The sequence below is a fragment of the Maribellus luteus genome (assembly GCF_003576475.1).
Classification (GTDB): domain Bacteria; phylum Bacteroidota; class Bacteroidia; order Bacteroidales; family Prolixibacteraceae; genus Draconibacterium; species Draconibacterium luteum.
Window position 1 is genome coordinate 25572 of record NZ_QWGR01000008.1, and the last position, 18058, is coordinate 43629.

An 18058-nucleotide genomic window follows, 5' to 3' on the forward strand; every position below is an offset into this window, starting at 1 on the left:
CTGTAATTTCTTCTGCAAAGATGAAGAAAATACCATTCACGAAAAAGACAAAACGAATAAAGCAAAACATAGCTCGTTTTACGACTCAATTATTGCATCAACAGCAACAGCTGTCAATTTATTCAAAATGGAAGGAAAGGGTAAAGATCTTCGAGCGTAATTCTTTAATGGATTTAGCATACATTCCTTTCTGGACCCCACCAGGTAAGCCTCCCAGTTGGTCATTCAGTCCAAAACTGAATTTAGCCTCTACCGAAAAGCGGAAGAACGGGAAATAATGATCCCAGCCACCACCCACTTCGGCATAAAACCCGCCACCTTTTAACTTAACAAGGTCTTCCTGGGCTGTTTTTGAAATATCGTGCCGGTATGCACCGCCCAATATTACATAAGGACGATCGTTATTTATTCTTCTTGCTTTGTATTTCAGAAGCAATGGGAAATCCAAAAAAGTAGATTTTATGGAATAATATTCTGCAGCCTGCGTGTAATTGTTGATGTCATAAACAGGAACATTGTAAGTTATCTGCCGCTCGCCAAACGAAAGTCCCGGTAAAAACCGCAGGTTGAAATCTTTCGATAAACGCAGGCTCGAGATAATGCCAACGGTAAATCCCGGAACCAGAGTCGCAACATCGGAGTGAATATAGCCACCTGAAGATCTTTCGGGAATATTATTGACTAATTCATCAGGAATGTCACTTGGACTGATTCCCGCAAGATCAGTATTTTCATAATTAACGATGTTAAAGTCAAGCGTATTCACACCAATCGTAAAACCAAAGTGGATCAATTTATCATCAAAGGTCGTCAGATAATTGATCTTTTGTTTTTGGGCGATGACAGCTCCTCCCGCAACGATTAAAAGTATGAACAGAATAATTTTCTTCACTGTAATTGGCAATTGCTTATCTTCTCAAACGCTAAAAAGTGTAAATATTGTATTCTTTTTTGTTATTCCGCTAATTTTTAGGTTTATGAGCTTCATAAATCGAAGCAATCCCAAAAGTTTGCCGGAAGCACCGGTTATCCGCAAAACCCACCTTTTTCAAGATAGCTAAAAAATCATCGCCATCCGGAAATTCATTCACCGACTCAGGTAAATAAGTATACGCACTTTTGTCTTTCGAAACCATTCGGCCGATTGCCGGAAGAATGTATTTAAAGTAGAACTGGTAAATCTGCCTGAACGGTGTTTTTTGGGGTTTGGAAAACTCGAGTACAAAAAAAGTTCCGCCCGGTTTTATTACCCGGCAAATTTCGGCCAACCCTTTTTCCAGGTTCTCGAAATTGCGAACTCCAAAACCAACAATAGCGGCATCAAACTCACCATCGCCAAACGGCAGGTTTTCAGAATCGGCCTTTTGTACCTCTATTTTATCTGAAAGTTGCTTTTTACTGATCTTTTCGCGGGCAACGTTGAGCATTCCCTCCGAAATGTCGATTCCCACTACTTTTACCGGGCCCAGTTTTGTGGCGGCAACGGCAAAATCGCCGGTACCGGTGGCCACATCCAAAATACGGCCGGGCTGATAAGCTTTCAGTTTTTTGATGGTACGCTTGCGCCACAACTTATCGATATTCACCGAAAGCAGATGATTTAACAGGTCGTATTTCGGCGAGATATTGTCAAACATCTCCTCGACCTGCCCTCTTTTCGATTGCTGTGATTGCTTATACGGAAGAGCCATTAAACTCCGGCGCTCATTTTATCAATAAACCCCAACGACTCGTCGTCGATTCTGATCTCTCCTTTGGTGACGTGTCCCAACGTAAAGAAAGGAACGTTCATTTCGCTCATGGCATCCACAAACTTTTCTTCATCGTTCGGGTTTACCCCCACCAAAATGCGTCCCATCGCTTCGCCAAACAAAAACGAATCGATACGGGTCTCGGCACTCGTGGTTATATCAAAACCCAACTCGTTGGGAATAGCCGCCCGAAGCAAGGTGAAAAACAATCCGCCTTTTCCGATCGGACTGGCGCTTTCAATCAAAGCTTCTTCGTGCAGTTTCTTTAAACACTGCTGAATCTTCAGTTCGTCTTCGATGCTGAAAGCCGGCAGCGGCGATTCCGAAATGCCGTGGTAAAATTCCAGGTATTCCGAAGAATTGATATCATCCACCATCCTGCCGATCATAAAAATATGATTCCCCTTATTTTTAAAGGAATGTGTTGTTAGCGATGCCCCCGGATTCACCTGCGAAAGCATACTTACAATGATGGTTGGCGGAACCGGACCATGTTTCGAGAAATGATCGAAACGAATTTTACGGTCCGAAATTTTCAGGTTAAATTTTTGTGCGGCATTCTCCAGGCCCTTTTTTGCTCCTGAAGCAAGCAAATATCCATTGGGGTCGGCAAAATCGATGTGATACAAAAAGGCACTAACTACACTGGGAGTAGCCCCGTAGCACAACATGTTCCGAACTGCCCTTGAAATAAGAATCTCAGTAGCCTTTTGCGGATCGCTCTCCAGGTGATGGTGCAAAGCGTGGGTGCTCATCGCCATTTTGGTGCCATTGTTATCCAGGTCAAACAAGCCCGTCTCATCTGTGTCGCTATCCCCGATTGCGTCGGGAGAAATATTGTGCTCACTGAAATCGTTAAAGTAGTTAATGGTCGACAAATTTGGATTCACCATTAATGAATAGATCACCTCCTCAATGTTCTCAGGCTCAGGAATACTCTCTATCGTGAATTGTTCCTCTGCTTGGATTGTTTCGCTCATATGCCTTGTTATTTCAGATACTAAGTACGAACAAAGGTAATTAAGTCCCTTGTTTCTCCATAAAAATAGATGTTTTTTTTAATTTCGCATCACGTCAAAATTATTTCAAAAATGAACAAAATTGCTTTAATCACAGGTGCTACTGCAGGTATTGGCAGGGCAACTGCCAGAGCCCTCGCGGCAAATGGGTTTGATCTCATACTTACCGGCCGCAGAAAAGATCGTTTGGATGAACTGGAAACAGAAATCAAAAAAACAAGCAATTGCCGGGTTATTACCCTGAATTTTGACATCCGAAATCTTGACGAAACAACCCAGGCATACAACGCATTGCCGGAAGAATGGAAGGCAGTTGATGTGCTGATCAACAACGCAGGGCTGGCTGTTGGCATGGAGCCCATACAGGAAGGTTTTGTCGATGACTGGGAACGCATGATCGACACCAATGTAAAAGGCTTGCTTTACATCACACGTTTGGTTTCTCCGCAAATGGTGAAACAGGGATCCGGGCATATTGTAAACATTTCTTCCATAGCAGGAAAAGAAGCCTATGCCAAAGGAAACGTTTATTGCGCCACCAAACATGCCGTGCAGGCTCTTACCCAGGGAATGCGTATCGATCTTTTGCAACACGGAATTAAAGTAAGCTCAGTGGCTCCTGGCGCTGTTGAAACAGAGTTCTCGGTGGTGCGTTTTAAAGGCGACAATGATAAAGCTGATGGTGTTTACAAAGGTTTTACCCCATTGTTTGCGGAAGACATTGCAGAAACGATCCTTTTTATTGTTACAAGGCCACCGCATGTAAACATCGACGATGTGTTAATTATGCCAACCGCTCAGGCCTTCACCCGGCAATTTCACCGCGAGGAATAAACTTCGGAAAGACGGGCAGCCTCCACTTTGGAGCTCCAGTTTTGAGCAACTTCTTTTCTGGCAGCCTCTCCCAAATGACTTAGCTTTCCGTCCATTAGTTGCACCAGGATGGCTTGCAGCTGGTCGCGGTTACCTGACTCAAACAGATAGCCGGTTTTGCCGTCAACAATTAAATCGGAGTGAATGCCCACATCCTTTGTTGCCACAACGTTGCAGCTGCACGACATTGCTTCGGCACATACCAGCGAAAACCCTTCGGTATAAGAAGGTACAACAACCGTGTGAGCCGCCTGGTAAAAGTCAACAATACCCGTTGTTTCATTTAAGAAATAGATTTGATTTGCGGCATTGTTATCGCTCACAATCTTCCTTAACTCTTTTAGAAACGGAGGTTTATCCACCTTCCCAATAATCACCAGCGCCCACTCCGGAAACTCACCAATAACCGGGGCCAAAGCCTCTGCCAAAAGTTTTTGTCCTTTAGCTTCCCGCACCCTTCCGGCACAAAGAATGATATTACGCTGTTGTATTTCGGGAACAGACTTTTTCTCTCCGGGGATAAAGACATGCTGATCAACCCCGTGCCCGATCACAACCGCTTTGCACGGAATAGTACTCAGCATTCGTTGCGTGAGCGAAACCACCACATCGGCCTTTTTCAAAAGAAAGCGGGTAATTGCCGACGGCATATTGTCGGCATGCTTGGTAAAAAGAAGCTTAAAATTTCCGCCCAGCAAACGAAGAAGTAAGGCAAAAAGCATTTCATTGTTCCGATGACAATGCAATACAAAACGCTGCTTTTGAGCCACCAGTTTCAACACGCTGACTAACGAAATCTTCCTTCCCTTAACACCATAGCCCAAAATAGATGCATCGAAATCGGTCTGCAAAAAAGGCATAATATTTTCGAGGCTCGTGGTAACTCCGGTTCTTCGTCCGTGAAAATGCGTATGTATTAATATCGGTGGTACTTCCATAAAAATGTACGCTGAATTTCGCTAAATTTGCTATGGTTCTTATCCCTTTGACCTTAGTCGGTCTGATTTGCTAAAAGTAATCAATTTCCGAAGAACCGAAAGAAAGATAAACCCCGGCGGGGAAATAAAATACCTGCAAGCGGAAATGTATCATGAAAGAAAAAGAGCCAATATGTCCTTGCGGTGTAATTTCCGGACCAAAATTCAGACCGATGGAAACGACGAAGCAAACCAATAAAAAATGATTCTTAAAAGCTTTAACACTCAAAATAAGTAATGAATGTCGGAAAGGATACTAAATAAAAGAAACTATATAATCGGACACGTTGTTTTTTGGATCATAAGCGCTTCATTCTTTTGCATTATCTTTTACTTCAACAGTAAAAGCTTTAATACATCATTGGTAGCTAAGGCAATTATCACCAACATTGGGTTTGCAGCCAGCGTTTACATCAACCTTTACGTACTAATTCCACGCTTTCTGAAAAAGAAGAGCTATATCTTTTATTTCTTTTGGCTGATTGTAACGCTATCTGCCAGCAGCCTTTTGGTGCAGCTGATCATCGTTTATCCGCTGCGAAATGTACTGCACGTTTCTGAAGAATTCGCCAGTTTTAATACCAACACCCACTCAGCCTTCTTTTTTGTAACCCTCATTTATGTGGGTATTTTCTCCTTTTTTAAAATGGTGAAAGACTGGATTGCCATGCAGGATTTGAATTTCAAGCTTGCAAAAATTGAAAAACAAAAGCTGGAAGCGGAGTTAACCACCCTCAAAGGTCAGTTAAATCCTCACTTCCTTTTTAACTCATTAAACAACATCTACTCTCTTGCGCTGGTAAAATCAGACAAGGTGCCTGAACTGATTCTGAAGCTCTCTGATTTAATGCGCCATATTATTTACGAATCGCGGGAAGACTTTATTTCCCTGCAGAAAGAAATCGAGTTTGTCGACAATTTTATCGCCCTGCAAAAGATCCGGGTATCCGATCAAACCAGTATCATTTACGAGAAAATAGGTGATGTACCTTCGGCCCGAATTGCCCCTTTATTATTCGAACCCTTTATCGATAACGCATTTAAACACGGTATCCCGGGCGATATTGACAAGGACTATATCCGGATAAGTTTTGATTTCCAACAGGACTCTTCCGTCGTTTTTCATATTGAAAACAATTACTCGGAGGTTGAGAAATGGAATACAAAACATTCAGGTATTGGGCTTCAAAATGTGAAACAACGCTTATCGCTTCTTTATAAAAAGGATGAATTTAAACTGGATATAAAACGGGAATATCCTGTATTTGGAGTAAAACTACATCTTAAGCTAAAATAAATTTTAAGCTGATATGAATATAAATGCGCTGATTATAGATGACGAACCTTTGGCACAGGACGTAATAAAACAATATGCTCAAAAATTGCCTGATTTAAAGATTGCGGCCACCTGTAGCGAAGCAATTTGTGCCCACAGGATTTTGCAGGAACAATCCATTGATCTGATATTTTTGGACATTAATATGCCCAAACTGTCAGGTATCTCTTTCTTAAAAAACCTGAACAATCCACCTTTGGTGATCTTTACTACCGCTTATTCGGAGTATGCACTCGAAGGTTTTGAATTAAATGCGGTTGATTACCTGAAGAAGCCTTTTTCATTTGAGCGCTTTTGCAAAGCCTTTTACCGGGCCGAAGAACTTCTGCTGTTAAAAAGGAAAGCAGTGACTCAACCAGGTGAATCGGACGCAAAATTTCTCTTTATAAAATCAAATAAGAAAAACTACAAAATCAATTTCGCTGACATCATGTTTGTCGAAGGCCTGGGCGATTACATTAAAATACACATCAAAGAGAATCACTACGTCACCAACCTGTCAATGAAACGGATATTGGATCTGTTGCCTGCCGATTTGTTCTACCGTATCCACAAATCCTACATCATCTCGCTGCATAACATCGAATCAGTGGAAGGAAACATGGTTTCGATCGAAGGAAACAAACTTCCGATAGGCAACAGCTACCGCCAGGATTTTTTTGACTTTATAAACCGCTTTTCAGCTGATTAACGCCTATTTTAAGAAGCCTTGTTGCTTTAATACCTCGAGTATTTTTGCGGAGAAAAACTCATTATCGGCCTTTTTGTAGCGAACATCGGTAAATACTTGTGCCAAGGTTTCCTTTGCATTCTCCGCCACAAACTTCCTTGACGACTCCAGCCCTTCCTTAAAGCGATATAAGCCGCTTATATCGTCGTTACTGTAGTCTTGGTAAGATTCTTCATGAATGATCCCTTTCAACGGAATACGGTCTGTTAATTCGGGATTCTCGGCAGGATAGCCCAATGCAATGGTCGTAACAGGAAAAGTGCGCTTCGGCAAATTCAATAGTTCAATAATTTCACCTGCATTGTATGTGGTGGTCCCCAGGTAACAAATACCCAACCCGGCGTTCTCAGCTGCTACACAAATATTCTGGGCAAATAAAAGCGCATCAATTAATGCAGTGGTAAACGACAAAAGATTATCATAACCGGGTTCAGCATTACTTGCTGTGCACCATTTTGAAAAACGGTTAAAATCTGCAACTATAGTTAGCAGTACAGGGGCATTTTTGGCAACGGGTTGATTAAAATGCAAGGGAGCCAATTGAGCTTTCATTTCCTCCTTCCGTGTAATAACCACACTATAAAGCTGCATATTACCAGTTGTTGAAGCTCTTGTGCCTGAGTAAATAATAGACTCCAGTAACTTCTGATCCACTTCCTGATCCTTAAATTTCCGAATGGTGACGTGCTTATTTAATAGTTCCATTTTATGCGAGTTTTGTGCAAAAGTACATTTTGTAAGCTACTATCCGGCATCTACCAATAAAACATTTATGACTCCAGGAAGTCACCAACAGGCACAAAAGTATTATTCGGACCTAACTTAACTCTCCCTCTTCTCCATTCAGTGTATAGCAACTCATATATACACAAGAATTTGAAAAAAGTAAGAGAACAAGAAATAAAAAATAAGGAATTACGAATAATGAGGTATAGAAGATTGAATAATCTGAGCCAACATTTTCTGATTTCTTATTCCTTATTCGATGTATCTTATTAAAAATAAAAAAGGGAAGCCATCCGGCTTCCCCTTTTTAATCAATCAATTCGGTATTACCTCTTAATAATCCTTTCTGATTTAACGATTTCGTCGTTAGCAATTAATGTAACAACGTAAACGCCAGTTACCAGATTTCCAGTACGTATTTCGTAAGTTGGATTTTCAATATCCAGTACACGTTGACCAGCGATGTTAGAAACAATCACTCTGTCAAGTTTTTGTGCATTGTCAATTCTGATAAAGCTGCTGAATGGGTTCGGATATACTTTGAACTCAACAGTTTCAATATCTGTGATATCAGTTACGAAATCACCAGTTGTGAATTCCCAAGCATAAGACATTTTACCATCCCATGGCAGACCATCACCCATTACTACGCCACTATCAACTGCAACTACATAAGTTGTGAATCTATCCAGACCACCTAGTTGTGAGTCATATACATAATCAACAGTAACAGTATTACCACTAACCATTTCAGGTGTTATCGTAATAGTCAAAGTTGCATTGGCTGAATCCTTCTTAGTAACAGTCAGAACACCTGCTTCGTTGAAAGTAACATCATCTTTAAATGTGATTACAAATGTCGGATGGTTGTCAGTGATAGTACCCATTGGACTAACTGTATCCAACTCAGGTTGGTAACGCATCATTTCTTTAACATGTAACATCAACATTACATCACATCCGGTTTCTGTATCAATGTATGGGATTTCATAATCACCTCCATAAACTACAGTATCCATTTCAACACCCGCATCAGTATAAGTATAAGTTGTTGAATCATCAACATAAATACTGATAGTATCGTAAGCCATCGGCTCAATTGCACGTTCAACAGTTACAGAACCGCTATAACCGCAATACATTCTGGCTTCTACGTTCAGGTCGTACATTCCCGGATCAACAGTGAATGCTGCGCTACCACCTACTTCAGCAACATTGGCTTGTTCATCACCAAGTGTTACCACAAACGGAGCTACACCACTATTTACGGTTACAGTTACGATCGACTGACAAGCTTCAGTAGCAGCTACTTCATAAGAAACAGCAGTAGAAGAGAATACTGAATCGAAAGTCATTGTATCAGGTTCAGACATACAACCTAAAGTATCTACTACCATGAATACCCAATGTTTGTCATCCACATTCTCAGTATCGTAAGTAAACATCTGGTTCAAAGGAATGCTTGAAGTGAACCATACAGGATGTTTGGTCCATGCAGGATTAACCTGATCTTCAATTTCTTTGTACCAAACCTGGAATGAACGTCCTTCAGTACCTGTAGCAGTTACCAGTGCAGATGCTTTTGGATCGTCTTTACAAGTAGTGTTTTTAACCGTCATTTCAACTTCAACAGGCGCTACAACAAAGGTATCAGCTGAAGTTTCACATCCGTTTGCATCCCTTGCATAAATAGTATAGTAAAGATCACCGTAGCCATTGAATGTTCTGGTGTATCCCCAAATATCATCAGACAAGCTGTCTACTCTTTGAGTAAGAGCTTCGTCAGTGAAAGCTTCCCATTTGTATTCATACAATGGTTTGTTATCAGGACCTGTACCAAATGGTGTACCACCGCTTACTACTTCCAGTTCAAACAAGCCACCTTGATCATTCGGACAAATAAATGAGTTTTGTTTGTCTTTTAATTCTACAACAAACGGTTCTGGCTGTAGTACATATTGATGATAAACTACAGATTCACAACCTTCAGCATCTGTGATGACGATTGAGTATTTATCAGCAGCAGTCATCGTTGCTGTATTTGTTTTATTGGTTGATGCCAATAAACCTTCTAAATTGATGCCTGAGCTAGCAGTTCTAGTATATGTTTTGTCTACTACTGTTTCACCATCGTAAGCAACACCATATACACGAATTGTCCAAGGACTACCGTTACCACCTGTAATGCTTCCAATAGTAATGCTACCGTCAGCATAAGCATAACACTCAGCTTCTATCTGTCCAAGGCTAGCAGCTACAATTGGATCTGGTTCCAAAACAGTTGTTCTGTGATGCATAATCGGAGTACCATTTTCATCGGTAGAGAAACCAACAATACATCCTACAGAGTCCATTACATAACCTACCCAAGTTGCAGCAGTAACTTCAAAAACAGGATCTTTTTGCCATTTCAAACCATTGATATAAGTAGCATAATCCAAATGATCTGGGAACAAATGTGATCCAGGACTAGGAACCAAAGTTGAATCCACCGCGTACATGTACCCACCGTCGCTGTATTGAACACCACCTGTTGCATGGATTTCGATTTTTCCTTTACCGTCGTAGCAAAGTGCATTCTCAAGTCTTTCAACTACAACCAGTTTCAGGGTATCAGGATTTTCGATCTCACCAGACTCTTTGTAGATCCAGCAACCGTTATAATCCTTAATATGGATAGTATAGTGACCATACACTAAATTGTCAAAAGTGAAAGCATCGTCAGTTGTTTCAAACCATGTTACGCTGTTGTATACTTCAGAATAAGTACCAGGTGCTAAAGTTTGCAACGACGCATCATAATCAGCAGGCCCTTCCAATCCAACCAAGTAGCCTTGGAAGTTGTCGCTTGTAAGACCAGGAGTTCCACCACTGATGTTTGTCAATTCAATCTTACCAGTTGCGGTATTATGACATTGAACATCTACCCAATTTACATTGTAGGCAATAGGAGCAGGTTCACCAACGGTAACTTCCTCAATAGCAAAACATGCACTATTTGAGTTCTGATAAGGAGCAAACTGTCCCCAAACTGACTCGTTGCTAGCATAGCCGCTATAAGTAGTCACAGGGTTTGCGTATCCTGTACCAGCGATATCTGTGCTTCTCTCGTAAACTTTGATTACATAATCACCTGCAGCTAAATTATCAAATACGAATCCGTTTACAGGAATTACATTCACAGTTTGAGTTTCTAATTTGTTAGCACCTTGCCACAATTCAACATAATAATGAAATACGTTAGTAAGCTCAGCGATATTCCAACCGCCAGCTATGTTAAATGTGATAGATCCGTCATCAGTTACACCTTCGTGCAATTCACTCTGATCGTTACAGCTAACCATGTTAGAAACAACATTAATCACATCCAATTTTGCAGGCTGTTCAATGTCTACAACAACAGGTCCATAAATACAACCTTTGGCGTCGCGAATCCAGATTTTCTTAACATCGGCCCGCACTCTACGGTCGAAAATGTATTGTCCACCTTCGTTCCAACCTTCACCAGCTGTATTAACCCATCTTTCTTCAGGGATAGTATTAATATCTTCGAAAACGCTCACATTTTCAGTTACTTCTGAATAAGGAGCAGTTCCTCCAGAAATTTTATAACGTAAGATACCATCATGTGTTTCAAAACAGCTTGGATAAACCAAAGTAGTTTCCAAACGTAAAGGTTCTGGCTGTGTGAATTTCAACTCGTAAGTTACATTACAGCCATTTTTATCTTCAATTGTTAATGTATAACAACCAGCAACTAAATCACTAAAGTCACCTGTTGTATTTACCAATGGATTTACACTAGGAGTCGTTACATCCGCGTCATCACAGTCGCCTAACCATGTTAACGTATACTCATATTCGCCATAACCACCTGTGGTAGCAGCGAGCAGACCTGTTAACATACCGTCGTTAGAAGGCATAGATACCTCTCCGTCCCAAATATTACAAGTAAGGTCTTTCTTCGTAACAGCATTCCAATCTATTTCGATCGCATCCGCGCCACCAACAGTAACGGTATGGAACTGGATAAGAGCAGGATTTTCAATTCCACAGAAATCGCGTACTGCAAAATGGTAGGTACCATCTTGTACTGTTTTTACCAACAAGCTATCGTTAGCTGGGTCACCATTTTGGAATGCAGCCCAAGTAACTTCTTCCCACCAGTTGTCGTTGGTGAAAATTTCAGCCTGCTGCGTCATCACATATTGGTAACGTTTCGCACCAAGAACTCCAGGAATCAGGTAACGTCCGTTAAGAGCCTTAAACTCAATAGTACCATCGGTACTTCCGGCACAACCGGCATCTACTACTATAGGTTCAGTAAGCGCAAGTGGCAGCGGATCAATGATCTGTACTTTTTCAATGTTTGAATAACATCCCCACTCATCTTTTACAACCAACCAGTAAGTACCGGCGCCAAAAGCTGAGTTATGATTTACCACTTCACCAGTAGAAACAACAGCGGAACCCATTCCGGCAGGATCTACATCAGTAATGTAAAGAACAGGATTTCTTTGTTGTTGGAATCCTTGAAGCGGACGGGTTACCCAACCTGAATCAGAAGTCCAGATATTAATATCGATGGTCATAGTACCGGTGAAATGTTCCATCGGAATTCCATACCATTCGAAGTCATTCAGGTAGTCGAAATCCATGTCAACACCTTCATCGCAATTGAAGAAAGCGGGATTCCAGAAATAGAACGGACCATTCTCATCTCCAAAATAAGGGCAGCTATTTCCTGGCTCGGCATTAAACAGGTTGATTTTTGCCTCTGCACATGGAGTGTAGATTTTATCCACAAAATCGATCATATTTTCAGAGTCGGGCAGGTCGATCATTACAGTTGTTGTGCATTCATTTGCATCCATAACTGTAACGGTATGAGGTTCATTATCTATTGCAAAGTCAGGATAACCAACCCAGCTGATCCAGTCACCATCGTCCATTTTGTACTTATAGCTTCCATCAGAGAAAGGAGTTCCACCCCAGGCATTTACTACCAAGCGACCATCGGTATTATCCGGGCACGAGGGAGGCAAGGTTTGGAAGAAATTAACCCAAGCGTTCAACTGAGCAGGTTCTTCCATCGTAAATGGATACTCAAGATTACAACCAATTGTATTGTCTACAATCGTTACAATATAGTTTCCGGCCGATAGTGTCCAACCGTTATTTGAAGCTACTGTCTGAATTGTATCATCATTGGTTACGTCATAAAGAATGTATTCAATATCATGACTGGCATTAGAACCACTAATCACCACTTTTACATCGGCTGATTCATCGTTACACAGAATTTCATCCATATCCAGATCCACTTCATAAGTAAAGATCTTGATGGCATTGTCGCCATTGGCATTCATGTAAGTAGCCGAACAGCCATTATCATCGTAAATCTTGGCATAATAAACATGCGGAGCCAAACCTGTTGCATCGGCAGTTAAAGCAAGATCAACAACAGGAGTCCCTGAGTAATCAGAAGTAGTAAATAATTGCCAGTGAGCAGAACCACCTTCAAAAGTACCACCGTTGGTACCGGCTAAAAATGGAGCTTCATCCAGCGTAATCGTTCCGTTAGGTGTCTCACAGCCAGTATCGGTATGATCCAACAGGTTGAAAACAATAGCAGCTGGTTCAGTAATATTAACAGTAACTGAGTAATCACAACCCACGCTATCAATAACGGTCACTGTATGAGCTCCCGCTGCCAATCCAGTTTTTGTGTAGGTTAATTGACGACCGATGTAAACCTCGTCGATCCAAAGATTGTAACCGTTAACAAAAGGTGTTCCTCCAGTAATAGAAGTAACTGAAATCTGCCCTGTAGCAACATTATTACAAGTCAGGTTAACCTGAGTTGTTACAATATCAAAAGCATCCAGAGTATCCTGTACTTCTACAGTTTGCCACCATGCAAGATCTCTGATGTCCTGACACTCATTCGCATCCTGAACCGCTACATGGTACATTCCAACACCGCGTTCAAATATATTATTCGTTTTTGCATAGCTGGCAACAACATCCATTCCCTGTGATGCATTGCTGGTGTTGGCAAAATCAGCCTGCACCTGCGCCCAATTAGCATCTGGAACAATAAAATAAGTATATTCCTTGGTACCACCAGCAGCAAAAACTTCTATATCGCCATTACCTCCAGGGCAATTAGTATAAACAATTTCTTCTGTTGTAAATGATAAAACAGCTGGTGCATCTACATCAAACTTTTTATAGTAAGATACACATGCGCCGTCCATTACCCTAACTGAGTTCTCTACCGAAGGAGCGACAACGTCTGCTGACGGACTAACAGTAAAAGAACTGCCATTATAAGAGTAAGTATATCCGTTCGCAGCAGGAGAAGTAACCGTAGCAATGGCATCATTTCCATTACAATCAGCCATACCTGCATCTACAACTACATCTTCAATGCCTTGTTTAACAGCCAATGTACCACCACTGGTCATCTCTGTTAAAATATCTGTCACATCCGCAGGATATACATTCCAAAATGCACTTGCACCCCACGTAAGAGCAGAAGCAAAATCAAAATTTGGAACCGGTCCATAAGTGTGAGGATAACCATCTAACTTAAACTTCAGTTTGACTACCAAAGTCTTTTGATTCTGTTCTTCAACTGTGCTTCCAATTGTACCATTGTTTACTGGATCATTATTGCTATCCCACTCTAAACGCAATGAGCTGGATGACAATTCCGTAACACTAAAAGTACTGGTTGCAGCCAGAGTAGGATGCAAACTTGCGACATCATACCCCACATAACTAAATGCATTCGTATTTGAATAATTCAATACGAGTGAGAATGTGTCTATTTTTATGAAGTCACGCATATAAACGTTCACCTCATAGGTATTATCGTAGCGATAACAATAAGGATTGTCACCGTTACCACTCTCAGCCCAAACATGATAGGTATCCTGAGGCTGCGCAAAAGCGGCAACAGTCATCAGAATCGCAATCATGCTTAAGCCAACCTTTCGAAAAACACTGCTAAGGACAGGTTTACCGAACAAAAAATTTAAAGTAAATTTTTTCATAGCAACTTGCTTTTAATTGAACTTAATTGATTGATCTTAATTTATTTAATTCTTTAATCATCCGTCGTGTCTTATTTGGCTTACAGGTATAGCAAACTTTACAAACGTATAAAAATTTGCGTCAATGTACAAAATATATGCTGCATAATATACACCGCTACTACTAATGTTTTCAACAGTTAGGGACTTAAATGTTTAACTCTTTAAATCAATTCAGGCTAAAAGGGATTAGACGACTGTCCCGATTCTGTGTTTTCTTGTAATTCCTTACAATTTTAAACTATTTTTTTTAATTACAACCTAGGTTAACACTATTTTTTAGCGTTATTCGTTGAAATAAATAACCATTAACTAAAAATGAATACAAACAATACTTTTGTTAACAATATTATCAAATGCCAACCTAAAAAAAAAGTTGTATGTTAATAAATAAGCAAGCACCTGAATTATCCTCCCTCTTTCGAAATTTATTGATAATACTGGCGCTCATATTGCTGTTGGCTCTCGAATCGTGCAAAGGGTGCAAATGTCCGGCGTATAGTGAGCAACCCAAAACGGAATCACCCGCTGCCAAAATTCCTGTGACATACCCTTCCTCTCTCGACAGTTAGTTTCAAAGGTATGGGCAAGAGAATATGCGCAAAGCGGCCAATTTATGCGGGAAAGCGGGCTTTTTTTCCAGATGAAGTTAAATATCGAACATAAAAAATCAAACTATTTCGTTAAATACAAGTTATTTACTCCAATTTTAAGCCCCTGAGAATTCCATATTTCTCAAAAAGCGAACAACAGCCCGCAAATAAACGAAATACGCCACTCTAAACACTTTAAGTAATTATTAAGGTTAGAGCTAAAAGAAAATCGACAGCTTGTGTCTGTTCGCAAAATGTATTTACTTTGTGAGGCTTTATAAAACTCAGGTTTTTATCCTGAGCATGAAATGTTTAGAAATATTTTCTTTTAAATAATTAAAACTTTCTCAACTATGATTAAAATAGGTATAAACGGTTTCGGAAGAATCGGACGTTTTGTTTTCCGTCAGGCAGTTGCCAAAGGAACAATCCAGGTAGTAGCTATCAACGACCTTATTGATGTTGAATACATGGCTTACATGTTGAAATACGACTCTACTCACGGTCAGTTCAACGGAACTGTTGAAGTAAAAGACGGTAAACTGATTGTAAACGGTAACGAAATTCGTGTTACTGCAGAAAGAAACCCTGCTGATATCAACTGGGGAGCTGTAGGTGCTGACTATGTTGTTGAATCAACCGGTCTTTTCCTGGAAAAAGGAAAAGCTCAGGGTCACATCGACGCTGGTGCGAAAAAAGTGATCATGTCTGCTCCGTCTAAAGACGATACTCCAATGTTCGTTATGGGTGTTAACCACACTTCATATACTAACGATATGAATTTCGTTTCAAATGCTTCTTGTACAACCAACTGTTTGGCTCCTGTTGCAAAAGTATTGAACGACAAATTCGGTATCAAAGAAGGTCTTATGACTACTGTTCACGCTACTACTGCTACTCAGAAAACTGTTGACGGTCCTTCGATGAAAGACTGGAGAGGTGGTCGTGGTGCCGGTCAAAACATCATCCCTTCTTCTACAGGTGCAGCTAAAGCTGTAGGTAAAGTTATTCCTGAACTGAACGGAAAACTTACCGGTATGGCTTTCCGTGTTCCTACTCCTGACGTATCAGTTGTTGACCTGACTGTTACTTTGGAAAAAGGTGCAACTTACGCAGAAATTTGCGCTGCTATGAAAGAAGCTTCTGAAGGCGAATTGAAAGGTATCCTTGGATACACTGAAGATCAGGTTGTTTCTAACGACTTCGTTGGCGACACTCGTACTTCTATCTTCGACGCAGGTGCTGGTATTTCATTGAACCCTAACTTCGTAAAAGTTGTTTCTTGGTACGACAACGAAATGGGTTACTCTGCAAAAGTTTGCGAATTGATTCAGTACATGGATTCTGTAAAGTAATTCCACACTACGAGTATAAATGAAAGGGAATCGAAAGGTTCCCTTTTTTTTTGTTTCAAGCTGAGAGCTGCTAGCTTCGAGCCAAGAGCTAAAACCAAACTGATGGAGTGAAGGATTGAAGGACTGGATTATTGAATGCGTAAATGCGTAAATGTTTTCAGCAGCACAGCATAACAGACGCTAGACACAAACTACTAAACAAAGGCTAAACTCTGAACACTGAACTTTGAACTCTAAACTACTCGTAGCGAAGCGATTCAATCGGATCCAGTTTGGAAGCTTTTTGAGCGGGATAGTAACCCGAAATAATCCCTACAAAGAAACACAGAATTACCCCCAGAATAATCCAGGTCCAGGGAATGATAAAGGAGGAGCCGATCAGCGAAGAAACCAGGTTACCGGCGATGATCCCAAGGATAATCCCAACGAAACCTCCAATCTGCCCCACTACAATTGCCTCAACCAGAAACTGTTGTTTTACCGTAGAACTTTTGGCTCCGATTGCTTTCCGGACGCCGATCTCCCGCGTGCGCTCGGTCACCGAAACCAACATAATATTCATTAAACCAACCGCTGCGCCCAGCAAAGTTATCAGTCCGATGATGGTAGCCACAAAGGTGATGTTCTTTATATTCTCCAGCAACATGTTGGCAAGATTGTCGCTTTTCTCGATGTTAAAATCCGATTCATCCAGCGGATCAAGGTCGCGGACAACACGAAAAGTTGCTTCCGCCTGACCAACAGCCGCGTCCATTAACTCAGGACGATCGACCATTACCTGCACGCCGAAATTCATGTTCGGACGGGAAAAATAAGTGCGTGCATTGGAGTAAGGAATAAAACACACCATATCGCTGTTCATTCCAAAACCACTTCCCTTTTTCTTTAATACACCGATCACTTTGTACTTTCCACTTCCGATACTGATTACTTTATCCGCCGGCTCCTCCCCCGATTTAAACAGGCGACGCGCCAGCTCACTTCCCAGCAAAACCACATTACGTCCCGAAGCAATGTCCTGACCACTAAAACTCCGGCCTTTGCCCACCTCATATCCTGAAGTGGCCAGGTAATTCTCGTCGATCCCCCGCACCGTAATGTTCGGATTTGTTTTCTCCGACCCGTATTTTAAAGTAGCTGTTCCGGTACAATACACCGATATAGCAGTTTGTGCCGGAAAATTAAAGTTCTCTTTGAACTCTTTTGCCTGGTAATAAGATATGTAGGAATAATTTTTAGCCCGGTAACGTTTGGCCCCAATCTGCACATTCATTCCACGACTCGAAATGGAAAACGTATTGGCCCCCATAGAAGCAAACTCCTGGGTGATCGAATTTTTAATCGAATCAATGGCTGTCAGAATTCCCACCAGTGCGGTAATACCCACCGCAATAATCAGCACCGTTAAAACGGTACGCAATAAATTGCTCTTGATCGAAATTAAAGCAATCCGTATGTTTTCTGCAAAAAGTGTGGTCCGCCGCATAAACAAGTCTCAATTCAGAGTAAAAATAACAATCTTTCGGGTGTAATCTGTCACATCTAAAAGCAAATAAACCTATGCCCCGAATTATGTGCTATTAATTATGGTATAAGTA

General features: G+C 41.1%; 11 protein-coding genes. 4 read left to right on the forward strand and 7 right to left on the reverse strand.

What is annotated here, in order from left to right; translation table 11 throughout:
* Positions 1–118: 118 nt before the first annotated feature.
* From porT to D1614_RS14520, 3 genes are all read right to left on the reverse strand, one after another.
* Positions 119–892 (reverse strand): type IX secretion/gliding motility protein PorT/SprT, encoded by a 774-nt coding sequence (porT, locus tag D1614_RS14510; protein WP_162304511.1) that lies wholly within the window; start codon positions 890–892, stop codon positions 119–121.
* 70 nt (positions 893–962) lie between these two features.
* Positions 963–1691 (reverse strand): bifunctional demethylmenaquinone methyltransferase/2-methoxy-6-polyprenyl-1,4-benzoquinol methylase UbiE, encoded by a 729-nt coding sequence (gene ubiE, locus D1614_RS14515; protein ID WP_119438686.1) that lies wholly within the window; start codon positions 1689–1691, stop codon positions 963–965.
* Positions 1691–2731 (reverse strand): AIR synthase-related protein, encoded by a 1041-nt coding sequence (locus D1614_RS14520; protein WP_119438687.1) that lies wholly within the window; start codon positions 2729–2731, stop codon positions 1691–1693. The genes ubiE and D1614_RS14520 overlap by 1 nt, the downstream gene beginning before the upstream one ends.
* A gap of 111 nt (positions 2732–2842) precedes the next feature.
* Here D1614_RS14520 and D1614_RS14525 point away from each other — a divergent pair, with 111 nt between their 5' ends.
* Positions 2843–3604: an SDR family NAD(P)-dependent oxidoreductase gene (locus tag D1614_RS14525; RefSeq protein WP_119438822.1), complete on the forward strand. Its 762-nt coding sequence runs from the start codon at positions 2843–2845 to the stop codon at positions 3602–3604.
* Here the strand turns inward: D1614_RS14525 and D1614_RS14530 are convergent.
* Complete coding sequence (locus D1614_RS14530) at positions 3589–4581, reverse strand: glycosyltransferase family 4 protein (protein ID WP_119438688.1); 993 nt, start codon at positions 4579–4581, stop codon at positions 3589–3591. The genes D1614_RS14525 and D1614_RS14530 overlap by 16 nt on opposite strands.
* 280 nt (positions 4582–4861) lie before the next feature.
* On the opposite strand from D1614_RS14530, the gene D1614_RS14535 reads away from it, so the two are divergent.
* Positions 4862–5917, forward strand: a complete 1056-nt coding sequence (locus tag D1614_RS14535) for a sensor histidine kinase (RefSeq protein ID WP_119438689.1) — start codon at positions 4862–4864, stop codon at positions 5915–5917.
* A gap of 13 nt (positions 5918–5930) precedes the next feature.
* Positions 5931–6647, forward strand: coding sequence for a LytR/AlgR family response regulator transcription factor (locus D1614_RS14540; protein ID WP_119438690.1), 717 nt, complete (start codon positions 5931–5933; stop codon positions 6645–6647).
* Positions 6648–6650: 3 nt separating this feature from the next.
* Here D1614_RS14540 and D1614_RS14545 read toward each other — a convergent pair whose 3' ends face one another.
* Positions 6651–7391: a nitroreductase family protein gene (locus D1614_RS14545; protein WP_119438691.1), complete on the reverse strand. Its 741-nt coding sequence runs from the start codon at positions 7389–7391 to the stop codon at positions 6651–6653.
* 347 nt (positions 7392–7738) lie between these two features.
* A complete protein-coding gene (locus tag D1614_RS14550) occupies positions 7739–14473 on the reverse strand; it encodes a T9SS type A sorting domain-containing protein (RefSeq protein WP_119438692.1) in 6735 nt (2244 codons plus the stop codon).
* Positions 14474–15458: 985 nt separating this feature from the next.
* On the opposite strand from D1614_RS14550, the gene gap reads away from it, so the two are divergent.
* Complete coding sequence (gap, locus tag D1614_RS14555; RefSeq protein ID WP_119438693.1) at positions 15459–16460, forward strand: type I glyceraldehyde-3-phosphate dehydrogenase; 1002 nt, start codon at positions 15459–15461, stop codon at positions 16458–16460.
* A 238-nt stretch (positions 16461–16698) separates the two neighbouring features.
* Here the strand turns inward: gap and D1614_RS14560 are convergent, their stop codons facing one another.
* Positions 16699–17946 (reverse strand): ABC transporter permease, encoded by a 1248-nt coding sequence (locus tag D1614_RS14560; protein WP_119438694.1) that lies wholly within the window; start codon positions 17944–17946, stop codon positions 16699–16701.
* Positions 17947–18058 lie beyond the last annotated feature (112 nt).